The organism is Pseudomonas sp. FW300-N2A2 (assembly GCF_017351735.1).
Taxonomy (GTDB): domain Bacteria; phylum Pseudomonadota; class Gammaproteobacteria; order Pseudomonadales; family Pseudomonadaceae; genus Aquipseudomonas; species Aquipseudomonas migulae.
Window position 1 is genome coordinate 180,981 of the sequence record NZ_JACNDU010000005.1, and the last position, 25,754, is coordinate 206,734.

Here is a 25,754-nt window from a genome sequence, read left to right on the forward strand (position 1 = left end):
CCCTTGGATCAATACGCAGGAATGCGGATTTCAGGGTTATTTGTATGTGAAAAGAAGCTTTTCGTGTCTACAACGTACCTGTTTAGGTCTGTCGAGGGCCTGGAAATGAAAGATCCATTGATGCAGGAATTCATCGAAACGCAGACCGGCCTCGACTTCGCGAAGTGGCGGCACTGGGCTACCGATCACGGCCACCCGCACGGCTCCTACAGTGAGTTCATCGGCAGATTGAGCAGGTGTCAGGAAGCGTTGAAGCGTCGGGGAAGCCTAGGATGAGGGCAAAGCATCCAGCACGTCCCTAGCGAGCCCACGCGCAGCCAGATTGAGTATTTGGAGGACTGAACAGGTGAAACTTACAGCGACCACGGATCAAAAGTGGATAGATCGGTCGATCCATCCTCAGCCAGTCCGCCAGACACTGCTCGACATCCCGCCATTCGAGTCTCGCGATCACGAATGGCGACCACGCGGTGCCAGGTGCATGAACGGCTTTCGACTCGATCAACCAAAGGGATTCAGAACATGAACAACTTTCTCGATCTGACCGCTGGCTCTACGCACGCCACCAACGTCGCGGTAAAGCTCTACATGCCCGTTGATGAGGCTGCGCGTGCACTGGCCTACTTTGATCGACTTCAAGCATTGGAAGCCAAGCAACCAGACAGCGCCCACGCTCGCCAATGCCGGTCAAACAATCTGGAAGCCTTGGTGTTGTTAGCTTTGGATAACGACACCTTGCGCCGCGCTGTAATGCAGGCGAACAAAGCTTTCCGCATCACCTTGGTGATAGATCACTTGAATTACTACAAGGAGGACCACGGCACCGTCAAGAAACGCTACGACATTGAGAAAGCACCGTGCAGGAAGACAATCAAAGCCATACTGATAAAACATGGTTATTACTTCTGACTTCAAGTCGCATCCATGATCCCTCGCCGTCATTGCCCTTCACCCTAATAAGCGCAGACTCATGTTTTACATCCTTTTCGGAGTAAGACAAATGACCGCCGACGTATCCGCTGACACTATCGAAACCAAGAAGAAAGTGAGTCCATTGGGAGCGCACTGCCTGTCATTCGAGGATTACAGGTTCGTCCGTCATTGTTTGATTGTGCCGCGAGACTTCGATCCGCAACTGCTGACGGAATCCGGGGTGTACCTCTCGATTGCCCACCGTCTTCATGCGTTAGATCGACTTACGGTGATATGGGAGGACCGCTCAGCCATGGCCGATGTGATGGTACTGGAGGCCTCCCAAAGCTTCACCTCGACCGTGGTTTTAAATTATAAAAAGTTGCCGGGCATGGTGATTGGCGATGGTTCGGACGCACTGGTTAACTTCGAGATTTTTTATTCGCAAATTGACGGCTATTGTGCGCGACGCTTAAGCGACTCTGTACTTATAGTGCAGAACGCCACCAGCAAAGAGAAGTGCATCGAAGAATTGAAAAGCCACCCGGCTTTCAAGGCTGACTAAGATGAATGATATTTTTATTAAGATCCAACGGCTGGCGCGGGAAGTTCAGGCCGTGCGAATGCCACTGAACCGGATCATTGAATTGGCTTACCGTGGCACAAGCCCGGATAAAGCAGCGATTGCTCATGTACTACGCACGCAAGCGGCTCAGAGGACACTCGAACTGGAACATGAGACGTTACTTTACCGGCATATCACGGGCCAATTCTGCCTCATCTGTGTAGCTCTACCGGACAATGCGAAGGATGCTACTCAACTTACCCACCGGCGCCTGATTAACGCCCGTGAAGCCTGCTCTTTATGTGGGTTGGTAGAAAACTCTTTTGCCCCGGTGGAACTGGTGGTCGCAGTTGATCCCATCGGTCGGTCAATACAGGGTGAACGTGTACATCCGCGCTGCTCTTTATATTGGACCAGACTAAAACTTATCGCCGACAGTGCTCCGCCGAGACGGGAGTCGCTGCTGTGAATAATTTAAGGGACGTTTTGATTAAAGCTGTTTCGGTGATGCCAGCACGTCACTACATCATGCAAATCATAAAAGGCCAAACCATGTTGAACATGACCCAGAAAATCACCGCCGCACTGTTTTCAATTACCGATAAAGAAGAGCACGGCTTTTACGTGGCGGAAGAGTGCGTACTGGTAGAAAAGATTATCGAAGTCACGGAAATGCCTTTTAATGGTGAGTCTTACGCCGAAGTGCAATCACGCTTGTTTGCCCACGGCATGACTGCGGTGCTGAAAGCCATCGGAGTTGAAATCACCCAGCGTGGTGATTACTTCACGGTCTGGGGACCGGGGGTGCGTCATGAGTAACGATCTAGTCGAATCTCTGAGCGGTGGCGAATTACAGCCGTATAGCCCCGGCGAATCCTTGGCGCCGGTGGATAGCTGGACCCAAAACACCGACGTTGACCTTTTGCATGAACGCCAGCACGCGCCGCGCACCCTGACGTTTTTCGGCACGCCGCTCGCCACTGGTGTAACAGAAGCTCATGTGCAGGCCACCTTGAACGAGCTGAGTACGCTTTTTTTAAACGATATGGGCGCCCTGAAATATCCCGCAAACTTGATCGGGTTCGCTGCAAAATATTTTATGGACAGTGCGTTGAAGCCGCCTCGACCAGTTCGCGCCATTCACAACTTTGAGCTACCAAGTGAACTGGCCAGCGATTGGATGGCAAACGACTTTTGCAATTGCCTTGAAAATATTCGGCCAGGAACAAAAAGGCAAAAACAACAGTTTCTGACAGCGGCTATTACTTGGCTGGCGAAGCTGGCAAAACATGTTTCAAAAACTCCTGACGCGGGTCAGGGGGCATTGTCGACAAGGATGTCACCTTCCAATGTTGATCCGACTGCTAGTTTGACGGATCAACAATTTAATCAGCTTTTGGCCCATAACGAACAGGTTAAAGCACAAACCTTACAACGGCTCGCAGCCAAGTACGGCGAGTACGGCTACCAGCAGGTGGTCCAACAGGCGCAACAATACCTTGAGAGTCTTCCCGCGATTGAGCGTCAACATTTTGATAAATGGACTGGCAGTTGGCCGTGGACTCATTTCATGAACTCATTCGAGGGGATCGACGGTTTGTACGGCATGGCCATTGGGATCAACTCAATAGGGAGTGGTGCTGATATCGCTAATGAAATCCGCGCCTTTGAAGCTATGTTGGCCGGACCTGATCGAGCCAAATACTTCAAAGATCCACAACTTCAAAATCGTTATCGCGAACTTCTCCGCAGACGTGACGGGCGGTGATGTATGCGAAAGGCTGACGCTCAACTCGCCAAGGAACGCAAAAGATGGGAAAAGCGCCAGAAGCGCCAACAAACTAAAGAGGTAAATTGAAATGGCAAACGTCGTAGCTCCAAAACCATCAGGTAGATCGTACGCATCTATCACAATGAGCACTACCAGTACCGGGGAAAGTGAGCCCGTGTCACTTACCGGGTTATGCCTGTCTGCGATTCAGATCAGCAGTAACTGGACCACGGCTTCGATGGGCTTTAAGTCAAACTGTGATGGCAGCACGAACTTCTACCCGGTGAAAGATAGTTTGGGTAGCTTCCTGACCTACAGTTGTTCGGCGGCGCAAGTGCTCGCACTTGATCCGGCTCTGTTCGCAGGCTTAGGCAAGATAGTGCTCGTATCCTGCACTACGGCAGGCGTGGGTGTGGCGCAAAACGCTGCGCGCTCGTTAGTGCTGGGTTTATCACCAGCTTACATGTAGAGGTTTAAAATGACCGATATCCGACACCCCCATCCTTTGATTCTGGAAGGGCTAACCGTCCGTGACGCTCTGCTATTACTTGGGGGGCACGATGATTTAGTCGCCAAGTTATCCAACTTGCTGCCTCCCGTAGTGATCGCACTTCACGGCGGGCAGGCGATTACGTTGGGCAATCACATAGAGGCGGCTAAATCATGTCTGCCAAGTTAAAACTACTTGAACGGCAAATGGTACGTCGGCAAGAGCGTATCCCCGTACCGCCCGAGACATCTGGTGGCATTGGCGCGGCGATTGAACAATTGATCGCGGATGAAGTGGCCTCCCGTGTAACCGATGCAACGGAAAAACAGACCAACAAGCGGCTGGATCGATTGTTCCATAAGCCAGATCCCTACACCGATTACAGACAGATCCCGGCGCCCCTACCAGTGCAAAAACCCTTCAAGCCCGTCAACATGACCGTGACACGGCGCGACGAACTGGGTGGTATCCAAACGCTGGAAATGGCCACCGAAGGCAGTGATCGGCTGACCATCTGCGAGGTTGTTCAGCGTGACGGTTACGGCCGGATCATGGCGATGAAGATGTACCGACAAGGCGACCTGCCGCCGATGGGGGGCTGACCATGAAAGTCGATTTCGACGCCAACGAAGATTCACAGGCGCAAGCGATTCTACTGGTTAACGCGCTGAGCGAGTGGCTGGCGGATCAATCCGAACAGGTGCCTAGGCCCGGTAAAGTGCACTTCACCTACCGCCCTGACGGCACCCTAGATTCGATTCGTGCTGTGCTGGATGAACCAAAATGACAGCGCGGATCGGTGGAAAGACCGGGGGACGCCGCCGTGGCAGCATCGACAGAGGCGCTAGAGTTTTGGTGTCGAACGAGCTTGCTCACTCAATTCTCACGGTATTCCAAAAATTAGGTGGTACTGCCGCGATGGTCGAGTGGGCGTCACAGCCACGGAACCAGACAGTTTTTTACACTCAGATTCTATCGAGACTGATGCCAGCGCCGCAGAAGGATAACGACGGCGAAGGCAATACTTTTAATCAGCAGATCAACTTTAACAGTGACCCGATTGCCGCAGCGCAGCGCGTAGCATTTGCCTTGAATCTCGGCATCCACTACGCGCAGGAGCGAGAGCTGGCGCCGGTCGCCGAGCGTGTCCCAGGTTCAGAACCACAGCAAGCCCGTACGCCACAGGAAGCCTTGAACGATTGGCAACCTTCACCGCCACAACCGGAGCCCGCCGAAGACCTCGACCGCCAGCGTTGGGCTGAAGAATTGCCCATGACACCCGAGGAACGGCGCAATGCCGCCTTGGTCCGTGAAACCCAAGAAGTGAACATCAGCAATTATCGCGGCGGCAGCCCCGGCGAACAGGGTGGTTACTACCAGCCCCCCGAGGTGCAGACCAAACTGTCGGCGGGTGAGCTCGCTAGAAGGCTGAGTAGACGTGGCAGGGACCTGCTATAAAAAAGCCCGCCTAAGACTGGCGTATCCGCAGAATGGCGTCGGTGATGGCTTGTGCATTAACGTCGAGCGTTTCCATGGCCGCCACTGCGTTATCGGCAACAACCCCTGCTCCATTCTCCGAAAGCCACACGGTGATTTCTTCAATGGCCGCGCAAATGGCGTGCTGATTGTGTAGGAGCAGCGTGAGCGCATCCGCTGTGGCGATGTTGTCAGAGGGCATGGTGGTCGTCCTTGATGAGTGATGCGCAAAGCTTAGCCGCAGCTATAAAAAAGGCCCGCCGAAGCGAGCCAATTTCCTATACCTCTTCCCTGAACCTGTCCGCCAAAGCCCCCAGTTCCACGACGAACATTAACCCGGAGTCGACCACCTCGCTGTCGCTGCCCCAACGCGAAAGAAACCGCCACTCGACATCGCGCCAGCGCTCACCGTCCACCTGTGCCAGCTTCTCAAACAATGGATGATCCTCGGGCAGCAAGGAAACGACCTCAGCCGCCCATGTCAGCGCGGTGACGGCGACCCCGTTGTGTCTGCTCGCCATGCGAAAGCCAATGGTGGCGTCGAGCGCCAGCAGCAGCACGTCTTTGACGGTTTCCAACACTGCACCTCCCGCAGGACTTGCAGGGTGACGTCGCGTATCGCGTTCGCCTGCTCTTATCCACTAAACATACTGATAACACTCCAAGCACCCCCAATCGCGAAAATAAACAGGATGAGTGCCAACGTAAGAATTATGGGCTCAAAGCGCATGACGGTAGCCCCAGCTTTATTCTCTCTAGTGAACGCTGAGCAATCGCTATGCCAAAATTTAAGAGCCTATAAATCCGGCCGGTGTAACCAATTTTATGGTCGAGTCCGGCCCGTTTATGGGGGTGTGTCCTCTGAAACGGGGAGGTAATCCCCGGCCCGCTAGCGGGAATAAAAAAGCCCGGCATTAACCGGGCTTTTCTGTCACTTCCAATCACGATTCCTTTGCAGGTTCTCCAGCACTTGCATGGAAACGTCGACCGCTTCATCAAGCAGGTCATTGCTGACCAGCTCAATCGCGACATGCCCGCAGTGGCAAAACAGCCGAAGCTGATGCCCGGACGGTAGGGTGATGACGCTGACGGTTTCAGGGCTATCGGTGATGATACTGACGATGGCGAGACGGGCTTCGTGGTCGAGCAGAAGGGAAGGCATGGCGGTGTACTCCGCACTTAGCAGGAATTTGGCGAGCGCCCCTGCAAATGGGAAATCGGCGCACCTTAGAGTGTAGCGCATGTGCTGTTGAGCCGAAGGGAATCAGGATCGGCGACCGGGCGTACTCACAGATAGGGAGTGAATTACATCTTGCACTACTGCATCATCTTGGGTTGCCGCTGGGGCGCTAGGGAGAATGGGGAATGTGGAAGAGGACGTTTAAGCAGCTGTTAAAAGAGTTCTGGATTCCTGGGCTCATCGCTGGCGGCTGGACGACCTATGTATTGTGGGGCGGCAACATTACGGTGGAGACGGTACTGGCTGAATTGGTCCCTTCGTTCTTTCTCGTAAGCTGGTTGACCGGGCAGATATTCCGGGTGCGAAAGCAAGCCGGTGTGGAAAGCAGCCTACAGACGCTGGAAGTGCGGGTCACCGGGTTGGTGGACAAGCTTGAAGTGAAGACACAGGAACTGGTGAACCATATGACTGGTGGGGACAGTTTCTGTTACATGGCCGTCATGGCCGATAACGTCAACTGGATTGCCATCCACAGGGGCGAATACCATCTTCAGAACTTAGGCATTCGCGTGTGTGACATTGACCTTCCTCTGGATACGCCCAATTGGATGCAGACCGCAAACACCAATCTATCTATTGGCACCTTGTTCAAGGGGATGTGCAGTCAATGCGAGATTCAGCCTCTGACCGGGCAGCACCGCCGTTTCAACATCTTCTACACGGCAAGTAACGGGACGTTCACTCAAGAGCTTAGGCTTAAGCGGACGACTCCTAACAAATGGGCTGCCGCTACCCGCGTCTACCGTCAGAACGACGGCCAAAAAGTGATCCTTCATGAGCGGATTGACCCAGATTTCCCTCTTGAGTTGGATGGAACCGCCGGTTACTAAGCATTTTTCAATTCGAAAGGTTGTTTCTTTCACAACTGATCGAATGAATTCGTGAGAAGGAAATTTGAAAAGCCCTCTGTACCTGTTTCGCACAGGGGGCTGTTCATTCGCTAGGGCGATCTGTCCAGTACGTGCCCTTAGCATTGATCGCGGTGAATAGCTCTGCCAAGCGCTCCAAATAAAAGGTCCTCGCGTCTGACTCCGCATCGTCGGGTATCGCCAGATTTTCAAGCCTGATATGTGCGAACTTCTGGCCGTAGTTGATTTCAAGAATTGCGATGCTGGTGTTTATGGTTTGCCATCTGACGGTGTCCACGGCTTCGACCTCCTGAGCGTGACCCGATATGTCAGTGTGGTAGACCCGGCATAGGCGGAATCTGCGCCCCGACAGGTGGCCGCCTGGCCTTATAGACTTCATGTAGACACGAAAAATCGCGCCCAACAAAAAAGGCCTACGTCTGATGACGTAAGCCTTTGTTTTGTCTGGCTCCACGACCTGGACTCGAACCAGGGACCCAGTGATTAACAGTCACTTGCTCTACCAACTGAGCTATCGCGGAATGGCGTGTATGTTACTGATTCAAAAAGAGAAGTCAAGCACCTGTTGGCAATTTGAGCGATTCGTCGGGACGGACGGCGGTTTATCGGCGATTGGCGGTTACCAGAATCGCACCAGAGGTCTACCATGGCCGCCCGGAAGTGGTGACACGCGCTGCCGGCCATTCGCCGAAAAGGTACGCGCCATGAATCACCCAACCCTCACACTTCGCCACAACGAGGTGTTCGCATGAGCATCGCTCAGATCAGCCTGCCCAAAGGCGTCGGTCCGCACGCCGAAAAATTGTTCGACGCAATCACTCAGGCCAGCACCGCTGACGAATTGAATCGCGCTGGCGGCAAGGCCGAAGGTTTTGTCCTGGGCCTGGAAAGTACCAAGGCCATCAAAAGCCAGGTCGCCGAGTCGCTGTACGTCGCTTATGACGATGCAGCCAGCCAACGCGCGACCGAACTGGCTTAACCGCCGAACGTAATGGTGGCGAGCATCAGTTTGGCGTACAGCAGTGTCGCGCCCAGTTGAACCAGCCACAGCGCCAGGCCGCCAAGAAAGACCCCCGCAGCCACTTGCAGCACCAGATTGTTGCCGCGTTTGGCCGGGGTGCGGGGGATGAAGTCATTCAGGTCATCCAGGTCATCGCGCTCAGCGCGCAGGTCATCGTTTTTCATATTGGCTCACATCGAATCCGGTGGTGTACACAAACACTGTAGGAGCTGGCTTGCCGGCGATAGCGGTGGGTCAGCCAGCCTGTTTATTGACGGGACGGACGCCATCGCCAGCAAGCTGGCTCCTACAAAGTAGATGTGTGCAGTCTAGAGGGCTTGGTTGTCGGGTTGAGAATAATCTGCGGTCAATAAAAAACGGGAAGCCCAAGGGCTTCCCGTTTTTTGTATCACCGCACGACTCAGATCACCGCAACGATGGCCTTGGTCACCACGTCGATGTTGCTCTGGTTCAACGCCGCCACGCAGATGCGGCCGGTGTCCAGGGCGTAGATGCCGAACTCGCTGCGCAGGCGGGTCACTTGCTCAACCGTCAGGCCGGAGTAGGAGAACATGCCGCGCTGACGACCGACAAAGCTGAAATCGCGCTGAGGAGCCTGTTTCGCCAGCAGGTCAACCATCTGGGTGCGCATGCCGCGAATCCGCAGGCGCATTTCGGCCAGTTCTTCTTCCCACTGGGCGCGCAGTTCCGGGCTGTTCAATACAGCGGCAACGATGCTTGCACCGTGGGTCGGCGGGTTGGAGTAGTTGGTGCGGATCACGCGCTTGACCTGCGACAGCACGCGCGCGCTTTCTTCTTTCGATTCGCTGACGATCGACAGGGCGCCAACGCGCTCGCCGTACAGCGAGAACGATTTGGAGAACGAGCTGGAGACGAAGAAAGTCAGGCCCGACTCAGCGAACAGACGCACGGCTGCGGCGTCTTCGTCGATGCCATCGCCAAAGCCCTGGTAGGCCATGTCGAGGAACGGCACGTGACCTTTGGCTTTCACCACCTCCAGAACGTTTTTCCAGTCCGCCGGGCTCAGGTCAACACCGGTCGGGTTGTGGCAGCAGGCGTGCAGCACAACGATCGAGCCGGACGGCAGGGCGTTCAGGTCTTCCAGCAGGCCGGTACGGTTAACGTCGTGGGTCGCGGCGTCGTAGTAACGATAGTTCTGCACCGGGAAACCAGCGGTTTCGAACAGCGCGCGGTGGTTTTCCCAGCTCGGGTCGCTGATCGCCACGACGGCGTTCGGCAGCAGTTGCTTGAGGAAGTCGGCACCGATTTTCAGCGCGCCAGTACCGCCAACGGCCTGAGTGGTGATGACGCGGCCAGCAGCGATCAGCGGCGAGTCATTGCCAAACAGCAGTTTTTGCACGGCCTGGTCGTAGGCAGCGATGCCGTCGATCGGCAAGTAGCCACGGGAAGCGTGTTGAGCGACGCGAATCGTCTCGGCTTCGACAACGGCGCGCAGGAGTGGAATTCGCCCCTCCTCGTTGCAGTAAACACCGACCCCCAGGTTGACCTTGTTGGTACGGGTATCGGCGTTGAATGCTTCGTTGAGGCCCAGGATTGGATCGCGTGGTGCCATTTCGACAGCGGAGAACAGGCTCATTTTTGCGGCGGCTCTGAATGGAGTGTGGAGGGACGTGTCGCGCTCCAGCCGAATGCACTAGAGCGGTGCACAAACGGGGAGCTAGTATAGAGGTCATCCGCGATTGATGGCGACAGTCGATTCGGCTTTTACCGTAAGTTTTTCCGATTATTTTTCGACCGTTAGTCGATTGACCGCGTCAGAGGCTTCAAGGGATGTAGGACGTTTGCCTTGAAAGAGAGGGCAATCGACTCCACATTGAGCACAATCCAGTTTTTTCCTCGGGCGACGTCGGTCGTTTGCGGTCTTTCTCGTTCCTGTCCGGTTTGACCGCGTACGGGTGAACCCAGAGGTATTTCATGTCTGAATTCCAGCTAGTCACCCGCTTCGAGCCCGCCGGCGACCAGCCGGAAGCCATCCGCCTGATGGTCGAGGGCATCGAGGCCGGGCTGGCGCACCAGACGTTGCTCGGTGTGACCGGTTCGGGCAAAACGTTCAGCATCGCCAATGTCATCGCCCAGGTTCAGCGCCCGACGCTGGTACTGGCGCCAAACAAGACCCTGGCCGCGCAGTTGTACGGCGAATTCAAGGCGTTTTTCCCTAACAACGCTGTCGAGTATTTCGTTTCCTACTACGACTACTACCAACCTGAAGCGTATGTGCCGTCCTCGGACACCTTCATCGAGAAAGACGCCTCGATCAACGACCACATCGAACAGATGCGACTCTCGGCGACCAAAGCTCTGCTGGAGCGCAAGGACGCGATCATCGTCACCACGGTGTCGTGCATCTACGGTCTGGGCAGTCCGGAAACCTATTTGAAAATGGTGTTGCACGTGGATCGTGGCGACAAGCTCGATCAGCGCGCCTTGCTGCGCCGTCTCGCCGATTTGCAGTACACCCGCAACGACATGGATTTCGCCCGTGCGACCTTCCGCGTGCGCGGTGATGTGATCGATATCCATCCGGCAGAATCCGATTTTGAAGCGATCCGCATCGAGCTGTTCGACGACGAGGTCGAGAGCCTGTCGGCCTTCGATCCGTTGACGGGGGAGGTGATCCGCAAACTGCCGCGTTTCACCTTCTACCCGAAAAGCCACTACGTGACGCCGCGAGAAACCCTGCTCGATGCCATCGAGGGGATCAAGGTCGAATTGCAGGAGCGCCTGGAATACCTGCGCTCCAACAACAAACTGGTGGAGGCGCAGCGCCTCGAACAACGTACCCGTTTCGACCTGGAGATGATTCTCGAACTGGGCTACTGCAACGGCATCGAAAACTATTCCCGCTACCTGTCGGGGCGCGATCCAGGTCAAGCGCCGCCGACCTTGTTCGATTACTTGCCGGCCGACGCCTTGCTGGTGATCGACGAATCCCACGTCAGCGTGCCGCAAGTCGGCGCCATGTATAAGGGCGACCGCTCACGCAAGGAAACGCTGGTGGAATACGGTTTCCGTCTGCCGTCAGCGCTGGACAACCGGCCAATGCGCTTCGACGAGTTCGAAGGCATCAGCCCGCAAACGATTTTTGTCTCGGCCACGCCGGGCAACTACGAGGCGGAACACGCCGGTCGTGTCATTGATATGGTGGTGCGTCCGACCGGCCTGGTGGACCCGCAAATTGAAATCCGCCCGGCGTTGACTCAGGTCGACGATCTGCTTTCGGAAATCACCAAGCGCGCTGCAGTGGATGAGCGGGTATTGGTCACGACGCTGACCAAGCGCATGGCCGAAGACTTGACCGATTACCTGGCCGACCATGGCGTGCGCGTACGTTATCTGCACTCGGACATCGACACCGTGGAGCGCGTGGAAATCATCCGCGATTTGCGCCTTGGCACGTTTGATGTGCTGGTGGGGATCAACCTGTTGCGTGAAGGCCTGGACATGCCGGAAGTGTCCTTGGTGGCGATTCTCGATGCGGACAAGGAAGGCTTCCTGCGTTCCGAGCGCTCGCTGATCCAGACCATCGGTCGCGCGGCACGTAACCTCAATGGTCGGGCGATTCTGTATGCGGATCGCATCACCGGTTCCATGGAGCGGGCGATCGGTGAAACCGAGCGTCGTCGCGACAAGCAGATCGCCTTCAACCTGGCCAACGGCATTACGCCGAAGGGTGTGTTCAAGGACGTTGCCGACATCATGGAAGGCGCCACCGTGCCGGGTTCGCGCAGCAAGAAGCGCAAAGGCATGGCCAAGGCTGCCGAGGAAAACGCCAGGTACGAAGCGGAATTGCGTTCGCCGGGAGAAGTCGCCAAGCGGATCAAGGCGCTGGAAGAGAAGATGTACCAGCTGGCTCGCGACCTGGAATTCGAAGCGGCGGCGCAGATGCGCGACGAGATTGCCAAGCTGCGGGAGCGGTTGATTACTGTCTGAGTTTTGCAGTGCCCTTACTGGCCTCATCGCCGGCAAGCCGGTCTCGCTCCCACAGTTATTTGAGGGTGTTCACATAATTTGTGTCCGCCCACAAACCCTGTGGGAGCGAGCCTGCTCGCGATGGCGGCACCTCAATCTCAATGTGCTTCCCCTGCCTTCAACCCCACCGGCAACTGCTTGGTCAACAACACCGCAATCATGCTGATCCCCAGCGCAATCCCGACAAAATGAAACGCATCGTTGTAAGCCATGATCGACGCCTGCTGATGCGCAATCTCACTGAGCTTGCCCAGCGCCGCCGCTTCACTGCCTAACCGGTCCGTCAGCGACGCCATGCGCTCGGCGACCTGCGGGTTGCTCGGCACAATCGATTCACGCAAATAATCAAAGTAGGTCTTGGTTCGCGCATCCAGCAACGTGGCGAGGAGGGCGATGCCAATGGCGCCGCCGAGGTTGCGCAGGATGTTGAACAGGCTCGACGCCGAGCCCGCGTCCTGCGGCAGGATATACGCGGTGGCGATCAGCGAGATGGTCACCATGATCAGGGGCTGGCCGAGTGCGCGGATGATCTGGATCTGGTTGAACTGCGGTCCGGCGAAATCCGGGTTCAGCACCCCCGAGGAAAAACTCGCCAGGCCGAACAAGCCGAAGCCCAGGGTGCACAGCCATTTCGGCGAGATGACCTTCATCAACTTCGGCACCAGCGGAATCAGGAACAGCTGCGGCACGCCCATCCACATGATCACTTCGCCGATCTGCAGGGCGTTGTAGTTCTGGATCTGCGCCAGGTACAGCGGCAACAGAAAGATCGAACCGTACAACCCGACCCCCATTCCCAGGCTGGAAATACTCGATAAGCCGAAGTTGCGATTGCCCAGGATCCCGAGGTTGATCAGCGGATTGGGTTTGGAAAACTGCACGATCACAAAGGTGATCAGGCTGATCAGCGCGATGCTGCCCAGGGTCACGATCAGGTTTGATTCCAGCCAGTCCTTGCGATGGCCTTCCTCCAGAAAAACCTGCAAACAACCGAGGCCGATACCGAGCGTAAGAATCCCCATGTAGTCGGTGCTTTTCAGCAGTTCCCAGTGCGCTTCTTTTTTCTCCAGGCCATAGATCAGGCCGGCGATCATGATCAGGCCCGGCGGAATGTTGATGTAGAAGATGTATTCCCAGCCCCAGTTTTCCGTCAGCCAGCCGCCGAGCGTCGGGCCGATGGAGGGCGCGAACGTTGCGGTCATGGCGAACATGGCCATGCCTTTGGCGCGATGGTGTTCGGGAAGCTTGATCAGCGTCAGGGTGAACGCCAGCGGGATCAGCGCGCCGCCGGTGAAGCCTTGCAGTGCGCGGAAAATGATCATGCTTTCCAGGCTCCACGCCATCGAGCAGAGCAGGGACGAGGCAAGAAATCCAAGCGAAACCCACACCGCCAGACGGCGTGCGGACAGCAGCTGCACCAGCCACGCCGTGAGCGGAATCATGATGATTTCCGCGACCAGGTACGACGTGGAAATCCATGAGCCTTCTTCCAGCGTCGCCGACAGCGCGCCCTGAATGTCCTTGAGCGACGAGTTGGTGATCTGGATATCGAGCACCGCCATGAAGGCGCCGAGCATCACGCTCATCACGGCGATCCAGTCCCGCCGGGTCGGTTCGCCGGCCGGGCGGATCAGTTGATCACCGGCCATCGTCAGGGGTGTCTTTGATGTTCACTTTGGCGGTGACCGACATGCCCGGACGAATCTTGCCGTGCAGCGGGTTGTCCGCGGCGAAGGTCAGTTTTACCGGAATCCGTTGTACGACTTTGGTGAAGTTGCCCGTGGCATTGTCCGGCGGCAGCAGGCTGAACTGTGCGCCCGAGGCGGCGAACAGGCTGTCGACCCGCGCTTCGATTGGCGTGTCGCCGTAGGCGTCGAAGGTCAGTTCGGCTTTCTGGCCAGGCTGCATGTGGCCGATCTGGGTTTCCTTGAAGTTGGCCTGAATCCAGATGTCCTGATCCGGGACGATCGACAGCAAATAAGCGCCGGCCTGCACGTATTGGCCTTCGCGGGCGGCGCGCTGGCCGATCATGCCGCTGATGGGCGCGTGGATTTCACTGCGGGTCAGGTTCAGTTCAGCCTGGGCCAGATCGGTCTTGGCGTTGGCGATCATCGCGTCGAGGCGCTTGATCTCGGCGCTGAGGGAGTTGACTTGCTGGCGCTGACTTTGTGCGTCTGCCTGGGCCTTGGTCACCTGCGAGCGGGCGATGTGGGTATCGGCGGAAAGGGTGGTCACGCGCTCTTCCGACACGTAGCCGGGTTTGCGCAGGGTTTGCGCGCGGGACAGGTCGATCTGCGAGCGACCGAGGCTGGCCTGGCTGGATGCGACTTGCGCTTCGCTGGAGGCGATCAGGCTGGCTTGCTGCGTCAGTTTGCTCTGGGCTTGCAGGCGTTCGGCCTGGCGGGTGGCGAGGGCGGCGTTGGCGCGGTCGACAGCGAGGTGGAAGTCATCGCCTTCGAGCTTGATCAGCAACTGGCCCTTTTCGACGTGCTGGTTGTCCTGCACCAGCACCTGATCGATGCGTGCGCCCAACTGGCTCGACACACGGGTGATCTCGCCCTGGACATAGGCGTTATCGGTGCTTTCATAAAACCGTCCTTTGAAGAACCACTGGGCAAACAAGGCCCCGGCAATCAGCAGGACGATCAGCAGGAAAATAGACAGGCGACGCTTGAGTTGGGCAGGCATGGGGCAAACTGTAGTCGAGAAATTGTAAGGAAAGTTATCAGCAGGCGAATTTGGCATACAGTCGATAGTGGGTAAATGCCATCGGCTGATAATCCACCATTCATCCCGGCCCAGGCCCGTTGTAGACGCAAACTTGGCTTAAATGCCCTGCTCACTGGAGCCGGGCGGGCAACGCCTGTTACCATTCGCCCTTTGTTTTATCTTCATTTCGAGACTTGCCATGACCACCGTCCGCACGCGCATCGCGCCATCGCCTACCGGGGACCCCCACGTAGGTACCGCTTACATCGCTTTGTTCAACTACTGCTTTGCCAAGCAGCACGGCGGTGAGTTCATCCTGCGGATCGAAGACACCGATCAATTGCGTTCGACCCGTGAGTCCGAACAGCAGATTTTCGACGCCCTGCGCTGGTTGGGCATCGACTGGAGCGAAGGCCCGGACGTCGGCGGCCCGCACGGTCCTTACCGTCAAAGCGAGCGCGGCGATATCTATCAGAAGTATTGCCAGCAATTGGTCGAGATGGGCCATGCCTTCCCGTGCTTCTGCACCGCTGAAGAGCTGGACCAGATGCGCGCCGAGCAAATGGCTCGCGGCGAAACCCCGCGCTACGACGGTCGTGCACTGCTGCTGTCCAAGGACGAAGTTGCACGTCGCCTGGCCGCTGGCGAGCCGCACGTGATCCGCATGAAAGTGCCGAGCGAAGGCGTGTGCGTGGTACCGGACATGCTGCGTGGCGACGTCGAGATCCCGTGGGATCGCATGGACATGCAAGTCCTGATGAAGACCGACGGCCTGCCGACGTACTTCCTGGCCAACGTGGTCGATGACCACCTGATGGGCATCACCCACGTGCTGCGTGGCGAAGAATGGCTGCCTTCGGCGCCAAAACTGATTCTTCTGTACGAATACTTCGGCTGGGAACAACCGGAGCTGTGCTACATGCCGCTGCTGCGTAACCCGGACAAGAGCAAGCTGTCCAAGCGCAAGAACCCGACCTCGGTGACGTTCTACGAGCGCATGGGCTTCATGCCGGAAGCGATGCTCAACTATCTGGGGCGCATGGGCTGGTCGATGCCGGATGAGCGCGAGAAGTTCTCGCTGCAGGAAATGGTCGACAACTTCGACCTGAGCCGCGTCTCCCTCGGCGGGCCGATTTTCGACATCGAGAAACTGTCGTGGCTCAACGGCCAGTGGCTGCGTGACCTGCCGGTGGAAGAGTTCGCCAGCCGGTTGCAGACCTGGGCGCTGAACCCCGAGTACATGATGAAGATCGCGCCGCACGTGCAGGGCCGCGTTGAAACCTTCAGCCAGGTCGCACCGCTGGCCGGGTTCTTCTTCGCCGGTGGCGTGAACCCGGATGCCAAGCTGTTTGAATCGAAAAAGCTGTCGGGTGATCAGGTTCGTCAGTTGATGCAGTTGATTCTGTGGAAGCTGGAAAGCCTGCGTCAGTGGGAGAAGGACAGCATCACCGCGACCATTCAAGCGGTGGTCGAGTCCCTGGAATTGAAGCTGCGTGACGCCATGCCGCTGATGTTCGCAGCGATCACTGGTCAGGCGAGTTCGGTGTCGGTGCTCGATGCGATGGAAATCCTCGGCCCGGACCTGACGCGTTTCCGTCTGCGCCAGGCCATCGACCTGCTCGGTGGCGTGTCGAAGAAGGAAAACAAGGAGTGGGAAAAACTCCTGGGCAACATCGCCTGATTCCCACGGTCCTGTAGGAGCGTTGCTTGCTCGCGAAGAACGATGACGCGGTGTGCCAGACACACCGAGGCGTCCCGTTCGCCGGCAAGCCTGGCTCCTACAGATCGATGTATACCCCGGATTTACGGGGGGAGGGCGGTAAGTGATTGTTATGTCGGCAAAAAACTTTGGAAATTGTTAAAAATAAATTTGACACGTTTCCGAAGCGCCATTAAGATTCGCCCCGTCCTCAGCGATGAGGGGCTATAGCTCAGCTGGGAGAGCGCTTGCATGGCATGCAAGAGGTCGACGGTTCGATCCCGTCTAGCTCCACCAATTTACACTTCAAGGTCTGGCCACACCGGCCTTGAAGCGATCAACACTCAGCGTTGATCTGTTGTATAGAAGGGTTTGCGTCCCCTTCGTCTAGTGGCCTAGGACACCGCCCTTTCACGGCGGTAACAGGGGTTCGAGTCCCCTAGGGGACGCCAGTTTTACAGAAGCGATGTCGCAAGATGCCGCTCCGCCGCGAGGCGAAAAATCCGGGGCTATAGCTCAGCTGGGAGAGCGCTTGCATGGCATGCAAGAGGTCGACGGTTCGATCCCGTCTAGCTCCACCAATTTTACAGTTCAAGGTCTGGCCACACCGGCCTTGAATCGATCAGCTCTCAGCACTGATCAGTTGTATAGAAGGTTTTGCGTCCCCTTCGTCTAGTGGCCTAGGACACCGCCCTTTCACGGCGGTAACAGGGGTTCGAGTCCCCTAGGGGACGCCACGATTACCCGCTCTGCGGGATTTTATAAGGGTCATTCAATTATTGAATGGCCCTTTTGTTTGTCTGGCGTTTGGCCAAATCCCCCATTTCTCTCAAACTGTTCTTCAGACCAGCGGTCACATCTACGACTTGCGGAAAATTATTATGAGAATAATATTCTAGTCGTAATATTCGGAGGCAACGATGAACGATAAAAAAGCTCAAACCCGCGAACGCATTCTCAAGGCCGCCAGCGCAGCGCTGATTCAGCGTGGCCCGGCCGAACCGAGCGTGGGCGAAGTGATGGGCGCAGCCGGCCTGACGGTTGGCGGCTTCTATGCGCACTTCGAAAGCAAGGACGCGATGATGCTGGAAGCGTTCAAGCAACTGCTCGGTCACCGCCGTAGCTTGATCGCTGACATGGACGCCGAATTGACCGGCGAAGAGCGTCGCGCGTTGGTGGCGGCGTTTTACCTGTCACGCAAACACCGGGATTCCTCTGAATCCGCGTGCCCGATCCCGGCCTCCGTCGGCGAGCTGGGACGCCTGCCGGACGCATTTCGGGTGGCGTTGAATGAACACGTGGAAATGATGGTCGCGCAGTTGGCGGCCAGCCCGGAAGACACCGACAAAGCCCTGGCCGACATGGCCTTGATGGTCGGTGGATTGGCTCTGGCGCGGGCGCTGGGGCCGGGAGAGTTGTCTGATCGATTGCTGCGTGCCGCCAAGTCGGCGGTGCAATGACCTGAAGGCAATGGCCTGAGGAGTGAGAGCGATGAGCACGTTAAAGTGGGTTCGTGGCGTTAATGGCACCTTGGGCTGGTTTGCACCGAAACTGGTCGCGAGCAAAATGCGACTGGCGTTCATGACGCCGCGGGATCTGCCGCCGCGTGATTGGGAATTGCCGTTATTGGCGAAATCCGAGCGCATCACACTTCGTTTCGGCCTCTCGGCGTTGCGCTGGGGGCAAGGCCCGGCGGTATTGCTGATGCACGGTTGGGAAGGTCGGCCAACGCAGTTTGCCAGCCTGATCACCGCGCTGGTTGACGCCGGCTATACCGTAGTCGCCCTGGACGGTCCGGCTCACGGTCGCTCGCCGGGCAACGAAGCCAACGTCGTGCTGTTCGCCCGGGCCATGCTTGAGGCCGCTGCCGAGTTGCCGCCGCTGCAAGCGGTCATCGGTCACTCGATGGGCGGTGCCAGCGCCATGCTCGCCGTTCAGTTGGGCCTGCGCACCGAAACCCTGGTGACCATTGGCGCTCCGGCGCGGATTCTCGGGGTTCTGCGCGGTTTCGCCCGCTACGTGCGGCTACCGCCCAAAGCCCGTTCGGCGTTCATTCGCCAAGTCGAAAAAGACGTCGGCATGCGCGCGGCTGCATTGGATGTCTCGCGCTATCAGCTCGACATGCCTGGCCTGATCGTTCATGCCGAAGACGACAACTTCGTCCCGGTCAAGGAATCCCAACTGATCCACGAGGCCTGGTTCGACAGTCGCTTGCTGCGGCTGGAGGAGGGCGGTCATCAACGGGTGCTTGCCGACCCGCGGGTGATTGATGGCGTGTTATCACTGCTGGCCGGTCGCAGCCTGCAATCGCGCCAATCGGCCTGAGCATCCGTTACACTGCCCCGGTCGACATCATTTGACCGGGAGTGGGGCATGGGCTGGGATCGGGCAACGCCATTTATCATTGATCTTGCGGTGGACGCCGAGGACATCGACGGGTTGGGGCACGCGAATAACGCGGTGTACGTGACCTGGCTCGAACGCTGCGCCTGGCGCCACTCGCAGCGGCTCGGCCTCGATCTGGTCGAGTACCGGCGGCTGGATCGGGCGATGGCGGTGGTGCGGCACGAGATCGATTACCTGGCGGCGGCCTATGAAGGCGATGAGTTGCAATTGGCGACCTGGATCGTCGATTGGGACCAGCGCCTGAAAATGACTCGACACTTCCAGCTCAAGCGCCCGAGCGACAACACCACGTTACTGCGCGCGCAAACCACGTTTGTCTGCATTGAGCTGTCCACGGGCAAGCCCAAGCGCATGCCGGCGGAGTTCATCGAAGGTTACGGCCAGGCGTTGCAAGTCGCGATTTGAGTGTTTTTGCGGGCCTCTTCGCGGGCAAGCCTCGCTCCTACAGGGTTTTGCGTCATTCGCCCATCATGCGAACGATACAAAACCTGTAGGAGCGAGGCTTGCCCGCGAAAGCGTCCGGTCTGACGAAATACCTTCTAACCGCCGAAACCAGTAAACTGCCGCACGTTTTTCGTCGAGTGTGTTTTTCATGCAAATTGCTTTGGCACCCATGGAGGGGTTGGTCGACAACATCCTGCGGGACGTGCTGACCCGTGTGGGCGGTATCGATTGGTGCGTGACCGAGTTCATCCGGATCAACGACCAACTGCTCACCCCTGCCTATTTCCACAAGTTCGGTCCTGAACTGCTGACGGATGCGCGCACCGCGTCCGGCGTGCCATTGCGCGTGCAGCTGTTGGGTTCCGACCCGGTGTGCCTGGCGGAAAACGCCGCGCTGGCCTGCGAGCTGGGTTCCGAAGTCATCGACCTGAACTTCGGCTGCCCGGCCAAGACCGTCAATAAATCCCGTGGCGGCGCGGTACTGCTCAAAGAGCCCGAGCTGCTGAACCAGATCGTCGAGCATGTCCGTCGCGCCGTCCCGGCGCACATTCCGGTCACCGCGAAAATGCGTCTCGGCTTCGACAGCCCTGACGGTTCGCTGGTCTGCGCCACGGCCCTGGCCGAAGGCGGCGCGGAGCACATCGTGGTGCATGCGCGGACCAAGATGGACGGCTACAAGCCGCCGGCGCATTGGGAGTGGATCCCTCGCGTGCAGGAAGTGGTCAAGGTGCCGGTATTCGCCAACGGTGATATCTGGAGCGTCGAAGACTGGCGCCGCTGCCGCGAAATCAGCGGCGTGGAAGACATCATGCTCGGTCGCGGGCTGGTGTCGCGTCCGGACCTGGCCCGGCAGATCGCCGCCGCCCGTGCCGGTGAAGAGGTGGTCGAGATGACCTGGGCCGAGCTGCTGCCGCTGATTCAGGACTTCTGGCTGCAAGCCAAAGCCCAGATGACGCCACGCCAATCGCCCGGTCGCCTGAAGCAGTGGCTGGCGATGCTGACCCGCAATTATCCCGAGGCGGTTGAGCTGTTCACCCTGCTTCGCCGTGAAACCGAACTGGATCAGGTTTCGCATTTGCTGGGGTTGCAGGTAGCCGAAGCGGCCTGAAAAAAATCTCGAAATAATCTCTTGAAATGCAATCAGCGGTCCCTATCTAAGGATTACGCGATGCCGAATTCGGGTCGCGGAGACAAAAAACTTGCTGATTGTTTTCAGGAGATTTGAACCATGACTACTGCATTTTCCCTGGCCCCACTGTTCCGTTCCTCGGTAGGCTTCGACCGTTTCAACGACTTGTTCGAAACCGCCCTGCGCAACGAGCCAGGCAGCACCTATCCACCTTACAACGTGGAAAAACACGGTGACGATCAATACCGCATCGTTGTAGCGGCCGCCGGTTTCCAGGAAGAAGACCTGGACCTGCAAGTCGAGAAAGGTGTGCTGACCATCAGTGGCGGCAAACGCGACGCAACTGAAGGCGTGACCTTCCTGCATCAAGGCATCGCCCAGCGCGCGTTCAAACTGTCGTTCCGACTGGCCGATCACATCGAGATCAAGGCCGCCGACCTGAGCAACGGTCTGTTGAGCATCGACCTGCTGCGTGTCATTCCGGAAGAGGCGAAAGCCAAACGCATCCCAATCAACGGGACGCAAAAACCCGCTCTGCAGCACTAAGGCGGGGCAATGAAAAAGGGCGCCAATGGCGCCCTTTTTTGTGCCCGCTGTTCTCCTGTAGGAGCAAGCTTGCTCGCGATGGACTTCTGGGCAACGCGTTTATCCAGGCAGTACACGTCATCGTTGACGTCCATCGCGAGCAGGCTCGCTCCTACAGGGTGCGGGTTATTTCAGGAGTTTCTGGAACGCCTCCACCGGCAGCGGCTGGCTGTGCAGATAGCCCTGATAAAAATGGCAGCCCAGCCCTTGCAAAAACTCCAACTGTTCCGGCGTCTCCACCCCTTCGGCAATCACTTTCAACTCCAGGCTGCGGGCCATGGCGACGATGGCGCGGATGATCTCGGCGTCGTTCGGGTCGGTAGTCGCATCGCGAATGAACGACTGGTCGATTTTCAGGGTGTCGACCGGCAATCGCTTGAGGTAAGTCAGCGAGGAATAACCGGTGCCGAAGTCGTCCATGGCGAAGCTGATGCCGAGTTTTTTCAGGCGGCGCATTTTGCTGATGGTGTCTTCCAGATTCTGGATGACGATGCCTTCGGTGATCTCCAGTTTCAGCAGCGAGCAGGGCAGGCCGTGGGTGGCGAGGCTGAGCTCGATGCGCTCGACGAAGTCGTTCTGGCGGAATTGTCGTGGGCTGATGTTCACGCACAGGCTGAAGTCGAGCGGGTCGATCAGACCCTTGGCGATCAACTGTTTAAAGGCGTCGCAGGCTTCGTCGACGATCCAGGTGCCGACTTCCAGAATCAGCCCGCTGTCTTCCAGGACCTTGATGAATTCAGTCGGCGATTGCGCGCCCAATTCCGGATGGTTCCAGCGCACCAGCGCTTCGGCGCCGACGATGCGATTGTCGCGCGCGTCCACCTGCGGCTGGTAATGCACGTCGAATTCGCCCCGGGAAAGGGCCAGGCGCAGGTCGGTTTCCATGCGCAGGCGTTCACTGGCGGCCTTCTGCATGGTGTTGTGATACATCTGGGTGGTGTTGCGTCCCGAATCCTTGGCCCGATACAGCGCGATGTCGGCGCGTTTGAGCAGGTCGGTCGGGGTCGAACCATGATCGGGAATCAGCGCGATACCGATACTCGGTGTCACTTGCAGGCGCTGGCCGTCGAGGAACATCGGTTCCGACAGCAGTTCGCGCAAGGTGTCCGCCAGTTCGCGGACCTGCTCGCTGACTTCATTGCGCGAACCTTCCAGGCCGCTGAGCAGCACCACGAATTCGTCACCGCCCAGGCGTGCCACGGTGTCTTCCATGCGCACGCTGGCCTCGAGTCGCGCAGTGATGATCTTCAGCACCGTGTCACCCACCGGATGGCCGAGCGAATCGTTGATGTGCTTGAAGTGGTCGAGGTCCAGAAACATCAGGGCGCCGCGCAGGTTGTGGCGTTTGAGCAGGGCGATCTGCTGGCTCAGGCGATCCATCAGCAGTGCGCGGTTGGGCAAGTTAGTCAGCGGGTCGTGGTAGGCCAGGTGGCGGATCTGCGCTTCGGCGTTTTTCAACAGGCTGACGTCCCGCGCGGTCAGCAGCAGGCACGCGGTTTCATTGAGGGTGATCGGTTCTACCGAGACTTCGACGGTCAGCAAGTCGCCATGCTTGTTGCGCCCAAGCATTTCCTGGTGATGCACGCGGCCCTTGATCTGCAGCTCGGCGAGCAGCGCCGAGCGTTGTTTTTCTTCGGCCCAGATGCCGACCTGGTACACCGTGCGGCCGACGACTTCATCGGCGCGGTAGCCGGTCAGGCGGCAGAAACCGTCGTTGACCTCCAGATAGCGCCCGGTGTCGCGTTCGGTGATGGTGATGGCGTCGGGGCTGGAGTGGAAGGCCTTGGCGAACTTCTCCTCGCTGGCCTTGAGCGCCGCTTCCGAGCGTTGTTGCTGGGTGATATCACGCAAAGTGGTAACGATGCATGGCTGGTCGCCGACACTGATCTGGCGGCTGGAAATCACGCAGGTCAGCGACTGGCCGTCCTTGTGCTGGACGATGATGGCGACGTTGTTCAGGCCTTGTTCGCGGATGACTTGTTCGATCCGGCGCAGGCTTTTCGCCGAGGCGTCCCACAGACCGATTTCGTCGGCGCTGCGACCAATCACCTCGGCGGTGCTCCAGCCAAAGGTCTGGGTGAAACTGGAGTTGATCTCGATGAACTGGCCGGTGTCCTGGCGAGTAACGCAGATCGGGTCCGGGCTGACCTGGAACAGGGTGGCAAATTTCTCTTCGGAGGCGACCAGCTTCTGTTCGCGTTCGACCTGATCGGTAATGTCCAGCAAGGTCCCCGCCATGCGTAGCGGTGCGCCGTTTTCATCGCGGTAGAGGCGGGCGCGGCTTTCCAGGTAACGCGAAGTGCCGTCCTCCAGCTGCACGCGGTAGGTCAACTGATAGTTGCCGGCCGGGCCTTCGCGCAGGCTGCGATAGGCATCGCGCATGCTGTCGCGCTCCTCGCCGGGCACGCCTTCGAAAAACTCGTCGAAGGATTCATGGAACGGTATGGGGTCCAGTCCGTGCAACTGCGCGGCGCGGGCCGAGCCATACAACATGCCGCTGGGAATGTGCCAGTCCCAGGTGCCGAGTTGCGCCGAGTCCAGCGCCAGATCGAGGCGCTCCTGGCTGTCTTTCAAGGCGAGTTCGGCAGCCTTGCGTTCGGTGGTGTCGAGAAAGGTGCTAAGCAGGTAGGGCTGGCCCTCGAGCTCGACTTTTTGCGCGCTGAGAATGCCATCGTGGACCTGGCCATTACTGGCGCGGAACTGCACCTCCATGCTGACTAGCTCACCTTTGGCCTTGGTCGCCTTGACCAGTTTCTCCCGTTGCTCCGGGTGCACCCACAGGCCCAGTTCGAGCGTGGTGCGGCCAATCGCGTTTTGCACCGGCCAGCCGAACAGGCTTTCGAAATACTGGTTGGCTTCGGTGATCAGGCCATCTTCCTGGCGAGTCAGTAGCACCATGTTCGGGCACAGGTGAAACAGCGTCGCGAAGCGTTTTTCCGAGCTGCTCAGCGCCTGTTCGCGCTGACGCTGGTGGGTAATCTCGCGGATCACCCCGATCATGCGTGGTCGCCCGTGTTTGTCCGGCAGCAGGCTGCCGTTGATCTCCAGCCAGTGCAGGCTGCCGTCGGGCCAGCGAATGCGGTGATGCATCGCCTGTTCCAGTGGCGCGCCGGCGATTACCGCGTGGAAGGCACGGAGGGTTTTCGCTCGATCCTCCGGGGGCAACAGGTCGAGGTATTCCAGATCCGCCGGCAACGGTTGCCGGGGGTCGAAGCCGAACAGCGCCTGCGTACCCCGCGACCAACTGATCTGCCCGCGTTCGATGTCCCAATACCAGGCGCCCAAACGTGCTCCGTTCAGGGCGGCCAGCAGCTGCGGCGCACTCTCCCAGCTCTGCTCGGATCGTTTCGGGTCAAGCGCCTGAATACGTGGCATCGGCGGAATACGGTCAACAGATTTCGGCATTGGCAGGCCTTGGGCTGAATGGGGCGTTAGGCGCAGGTATTTGAGGCTCTATAGGAGTAGCACAAATTAGCCTTGAGTCCCTGGCAGATCGAGTTGTGCATCCAGCAAGGCCATAAAAGCCCGTGCTGCGTTCGACAGCGTCCGTTCGGTGTGCAAGATATAGCCTAGCTGGCGAGTCAGTTGTATGCCGGGCAAAGGTATTCGCGCAACCTGATCGTCAAGCATTGTGCGCGGCAAAACGCTCCAGGCCAGGCCGATCGACACCATCATCTTGATGGTTTCCAGATAATTCGTGCTCATGGCGATGTTCGGCGTCAAGCCTTGGGCTTCGAACAGGCGCCGCACGATATGGTGAGTAAAGGTGTTGCCACCGGGGAACACCGCCGGATGCAGGGCGATGTCCGCCAGGCTGACCGCGCCATTGCTGATCAGTGAATGCTCCGGCGCGGCCACGAAATCCAGCGGGTCGTCCCACACCGGCGTGGCCTTGACCAGGGCATGAGGCTCGGGCGCGAGGGTGATGACGGCCAGCTCGGCACGACCGTGGAGGATTTCTTCGTAGGCCACTTCCGAATCGAGGAACTGAATATCCAGCGCCACTTGTGGGTAGCGTCGGGTGAATTCCCTTAACAAGGGCGGTAAACGGTGCAGGCCAATGTGGTGACTGGTGGCCAGCGTCAGGCGGCCGGTCACTTCGCCAGTCAGGTTAGTCAGGGCGCGGCGGGTGTCGTCCAGCACGTTCAGAATCTGATAAGCCCGTGGCAGCAGGGCGCGTCCGGCTTCGGTCAGGCCGACTTCGCGGCCCAGTCGATCAAACAGTCGCACCTTCAATTGCTGCTCCAGCCCGGCGATCCGTTTGCTGATAGCCGGTTGCGTCAGGTGCAGCCGTTCGCCGGCACCGGAGAAGCTTCCTGTCTCGGCAATGGCAATAAAGGCATTAAGGTTGGCCAGGTCCATCGTTGTATTCCAGTTGGTTATCCAAAGCATAAAAAATATGAATTTGAGTTATTTAATGTAACCCCCTAGGATCGACCTCACAAGCC

27 protein-coding genes and 5 tRNA genes are annotated in these 25,754 nt (G+C 57.9%); 21 read left to right on the forward strand and 11 right to left on the reverse strand.

Annotation, left to right across the window (positions count from 1 at the left end; all coding sequences use genetic code 11):
• Positions 1-522: 522 nt before the first annotated feature.
• From J4E42_RS09960 to J4E42_RS09995, 8 genes are all read left to right on the forward strand, one after another.
• The gene (locus J4E42_RS09960) at positions 523-909 is read left to right on the forward strand and encodes a hypothetical protein (RefSeq protein ID WP_207285129.1); all 387 of its coding nucleotides are present in this window, start codon (positions 523-525) and stop codon (positions 907-909) included.
• Positions 910-1,000: 91 nt separating this feature from the next.
• Positions 1,001-1,477 (forward strand): hypothetical protein, encoded by a 477-nt coding sequence (locus J4E42_RS09965; RefSeq protein ID WP_207285131.1) that lies wholly within the window; start codon positions 1,001-1,003, stop codon positions 1,475-1,477.
• A gap of 1 nt (position 1,478) precedes the next feature.
• Entirely contained in the window at positions 1,479-1,946 is a 468-nt protein-coding gene (locus J4E42_RS09970; protein ID WP_207285132.1) for a hypothetical protein, read from the forward strand.
• Complete coding sequence (locus tag J4E42_RS09975) at positions 1,943-2,296, forward strand: hypothetical protein (RefSeq protein WP_207285134.1); 354 nt, start codon at positions 1,943-1,945, stop codon at positions 2,294-2,296. The genes J4E42_RS09970 and J4E42_RS09975 overlap by 4 nt, the downstream gene beginning before the upstream one ends.
• Entirely contained in the window at positions 2,289-3,245 is a 957-nt protein-coding gene (locus J4E42_RS09980) for a hypothetical protein (RefSeq protein ID WP_207285136.1), read from the forward strand. The genes J4E42_RS09975 and J4E42_RS09980 overlap by 8 nt, the downstream gene beginning before the upstream one ends.
• Positions 3,246-3,911: 666 nt before the next feature.
• Entirely contained in the window at positions 3,912-4,340 is a 429-nt protein-coding gene (locus J4E42_RS09985; RefSeq protein WP_207285138.1) for a hypothetical protein, read from the forward strand.
• A gap of 2 nt (positions 4,341-4,342) precedes the next feature.
• Positions 4,343-4,525, forward strand: a complete 183-nt coding sequence (locus J4E42_RS09990; protein WP_207285140.1) for a hypothetical protein — start codon at positions 4,343-4,345, stop codon at positions 4,523-4,525.
• A complete protein-coding gene (locus J4E42_RS09995; protein WP_207285142.1) occupies positions 4,522-5,196 on the forward strand; it encodes a hypothetical protein in 675 nt (224 codons plus the stop codon). Before J4E42_RS09990 ends, J4E42_RS09995 begins: the two co-directional genes overlap by 4 nt.
• A 10-nt stretch (positions 5,197-5,206) precedes the next feature.
• Here J4E42_RS09995 and J4E42_RS10000 read toward each other — a convergent pair whose 3' ends face one another.
• From J4E42_RS10000 to J4E42_RS10010, 3 genes are all read right to left on the reverse strand, one after another.
• Positions 5,207-5,416, reverse strand: a complete 210-nt coding sequence (locus tag J4E42_RS10000) for a hypothetical protein (RefSeq protein ID WP_207285143.1) — start codon at positions 5,414-5,416, stop codon at positions 5,207-5,209.
• Positions 5,417-5,492: 76 nt separating this feature from the next.
• Entirely contained in the window at positions 5,493-5,792 is a 300-nt protein-coding gene (locus tag J4E42_RS10005) for a hypothetical protein (RefSeq protein WP_207285144.1), read from the reverse strand.
• A gap of 353 nt (positions 5,793-6,145) precedes the next feature.
• Complete coding sequence (locus tag J4E42_RS10010) at positions 6,146-6,376, reverse strand: hypothetical protein (protein WP_207285145.1); 231 nt, start codon at positions 6,374-6,376, stop codon at positions 6,146-6,148.
• A 203-nt stretch (positions 6,377-6,579) separates the two neighbouring features.
• Between J4E42_RS10010 and J4E42_RS10015 the strand changes: the two genes are divergently transcribed.
• Positions 6,580-7,284, forward strand: coding sequence for a hypothetical protein (locus tag J4E42_RS10015; protein WP_207285146.1), 705 nt, complete (start codon positions 6,580-6,582; stop codon positions 7,282-7,284).
• Positions 7,285-7,387: 103 nt separating this feature from the next.
• On the opposite strand, the gene J4E42_RS10020 is transcribed toward J4E42_RS10015, so the two are convergent.
• Both J4E42_RS10020 and J4E42_RS10025 read right to left on the reverse strand, forming a co-directional pair.
• The gene (locus J4E42_RS10020) at positions 7,388-7,600 is read right to left on the reverse strand and encodes a hypothetical protein (protein WP_207285147.1); all 213 of its coding nucleotides are present in this window, start codon (positions 7,598-7,600) and stop codon (positions 7,388-7,390) included.
• A 168-nt stretch (positions 7,601-7,768) separates the two neighbouring features.
• Positions 7,769-7,844: transfer RNA gene (locus J4E42_RS10025), tRNA-Asn, on the reverse strand.
• 227 nt (positions 7,845-8,071) lie between these two features.
• Here J4E42_RS10025 and J4E42_RS10030 point away from each other — a divergent pair.
• Positions 8,072-8,302, forward strand: a complete 231-nt coding sequence (locus tag J4E42_RS10030; protein ID WP_008007186.1) for a hypothetical protein — start codon at positions 8,072-8,074, stop codon at positions 8,300-8,302.
• On the opposite strand, the gene J4E42_RS10035 is transcribed toward J4E42_RS10030, so the two are convergent.
• Both J4E42_RS10035 and J4E42_RS10040 read right to left on the reverse strand, forming a co-directional pair.
• A complete protein-coding gene (locus tag J4E42_RS10035) occupies positions 8,299-8,508 on the reverse strand; it encodes a hypothetical protein (protein WP_008028325.1) in 210 nt (69 codons plus the stop codon). The two genes, J4E42_RS10030 and J4E42_RS10035, sit on opposite strands and share 4 nt — an antisense overlap.
• Positions 8,509-8,744: 236 nt before the next feature.
• Positions 8,745-9,941 carry an amino acid aminotransferase gene (locus J4E42_RS10040; RefSeq protein WP_008028323.1) on the reverse strand — a complete coding sequence of 399 codons (1,197 nt, stop codon included), beginning with the start codon at positions 9,939-9,941 and terminating at the stop codon, positions 8,745-8,747.
• A 338-nt stretch (positions 9,942-10,279) separates the two neighbouring features.
• Here J4E42_RS10040 and uvrB point away from each other — a divergent pair, with 338 nt between their 5' ends.
• A complete protein-coding gene (gene uvrB, locus J4E42_RS10045) occupies positions 10,280-12,295 on the forward strand; it encodes an excinuclease ABC subunit UvrB (RefSeq protein WP_207285148.1) in 2,016 nt (671 codons plus the stop codon).
• Positions 12,296-12,432: 137 nt separating this feature from the next.
• Here the strand turns inward: uvrB and J4E42_RS10050 are convergent, their stop codons facing one another.
• Both J4E42_RS10050 and J4E42_RS10055 read right to left on the reverse strand, forming a co-directional pair.
• Positions 12,433-13,923, reverse strand: a complete 1,491-nt coding sequence (locus tag J4E42_RS10050; protein WP_207285233.1) for an MDR family MFS transporter — start codon at positions 13,921-13,923, stop codon at positions 12,433-12,435.
• A gap of 49 nt (positions 13,924-13,972) precedes the next feature.
• Positions 13,973-15,022 carry an HlyD family secretion protein gene (locus J4E42_RS10055; protein ID WP_008028317.1) on the reverse strand — a complete coding sequence of 350 codons (1,050 nt, stop codon included), beginning with the start codon at positions 15,020-15,022 and terminating at the stop codon, positions 13,973-13,975.
• A gap of 220 nt (positions 15,023-15,242) precedes the next feature.
• Between J4E42_RS10055 and gltX the strand changes: the two genes are divergently transcribed.
• From gltX to J4E42_RS10105, 10 genes are all read left to right on the forward strand, one after another.
• Positions 15,243-16,724 carry a glutamate--tRNA ligase gene (gltX, locus tag J4E42_RS10060; RefSeq protein WP_207285149.1) on the forward strand — a complete coding sequence of 494 codons (1,482 nt, stop codon included), beginning with the start codon at positions 15,243-15,245 and terminating at the stop codon, positions 16,722-16,724.
• A 239-nt stretch (positions 16,725-16,963) separates the two neighbouring features.
• A tRNA-Ala gene (locus J4E42_RS10065) sits at positions 16,964-17,039 on the forward strand.
• Positions 17,040-17,118: 79 nt separating this feature from the next.
• Positions 17,119-17,194: transfer RNA gene (locus tag J4E42_RS10070), tRNA-Glu, on the forward strand.
• Positions 17,195-17,247: 53 nt separating this feature from the next.
• Positions 17,248-17,323 (forward strand) — tRNA-Ala (locus J4E42_RS10075).
• Positions 17,324-17,403: 80 nt separating this feature from the next.
• A tRNA-Glu gene (locus tag J4E42_RS10080) sits at positions 17,404-17,479 on the forward strand.
• A gap of 183 nt (positions 17,480-17,662) precedes the next feature.
• Complete coding sequence (locus tag J4E42_RS10085; RefSeq protein WP_008037648.1) at positions 17,663-18,202, forward strand: TetR/AcrR family transcriptional regulator; 540 nt, start codon at positions 17,663-17,665, stop codon at positions 18,200-18,202.
• Between the two features lie 31 nt (positions 18,203-18,233).
• Positions 18,234-19,067, forward strand: coding sequence for an alpha/beta fold hydrolase (locus tag J4E42_RS10090; protein ID WP_008037646.1), 834 nt, complete (start codon positions 18,234-18,236; stop codon positions 19,065-19,067).
• Between the two features lie 48 nt (positions 19,068-19,115).
• Entirely contained in the window at positions 19,116-19,553 is a 438-nt protein-coding gene (locus tag J4E42_RS10095; protein ID WP_207285150.1) for a thioesterase family protein, read from the forward strand.
• Between the two features lie 187 nt (positions 19,554-19,740).
• Entirely contained in the window at positions 19,741-20,700 is a 960-nt protein-coding gene (locus J4E42_RS10100) for a tRNA-dihydrouridine synthase (RefSeq protein ID WP_207285151.1), read from the forward strand.
• Between the two features lie 120 nt (positions 20,701-20,820).
• Complete coding sequence (locus J4E42_RS10105; RefSeq protein ID WP_008028306.1) at positions 20,821-21,267, forward strand: Hsp20 family protein; 447 nt, start codon at positions 20,821-20,823, stop codon at positions 21,265-21,267.
• 165 nt (positions 21,268-21,432) lie between these two features.
• On the opposite strand, the gene J4E42_RS10110 is transcribed toward J4E42_RS10105, so the two are convergent.
• Positions 21,433-24,711 carry a PAS domain S-box protein gene (locus J4E42_RS10110; RefSeq protein WP_008028304.1) on the reverse strand — a complete coding sequence of 1,093 codons (3,279 nt, stop codon included), beginning with the start codon at positions 24,709-24,711 and terminating at the stop codon, positions 21,433-21,435.
• A gap of 66 nt (positions 24,712-24,777) precedes the next feature.
• A complete protein-coding gene (locus tag J4E42_RS10115) occupies positions 24,778-25,668 on the reverse strand; it encodes a LysR family transcriptional regulator (protein ID WP_008028303.1) in 891 nt (296 codons plus the stop codon).
• Positions 25,669-25,754: the final 86 nt, after the last annotated feature.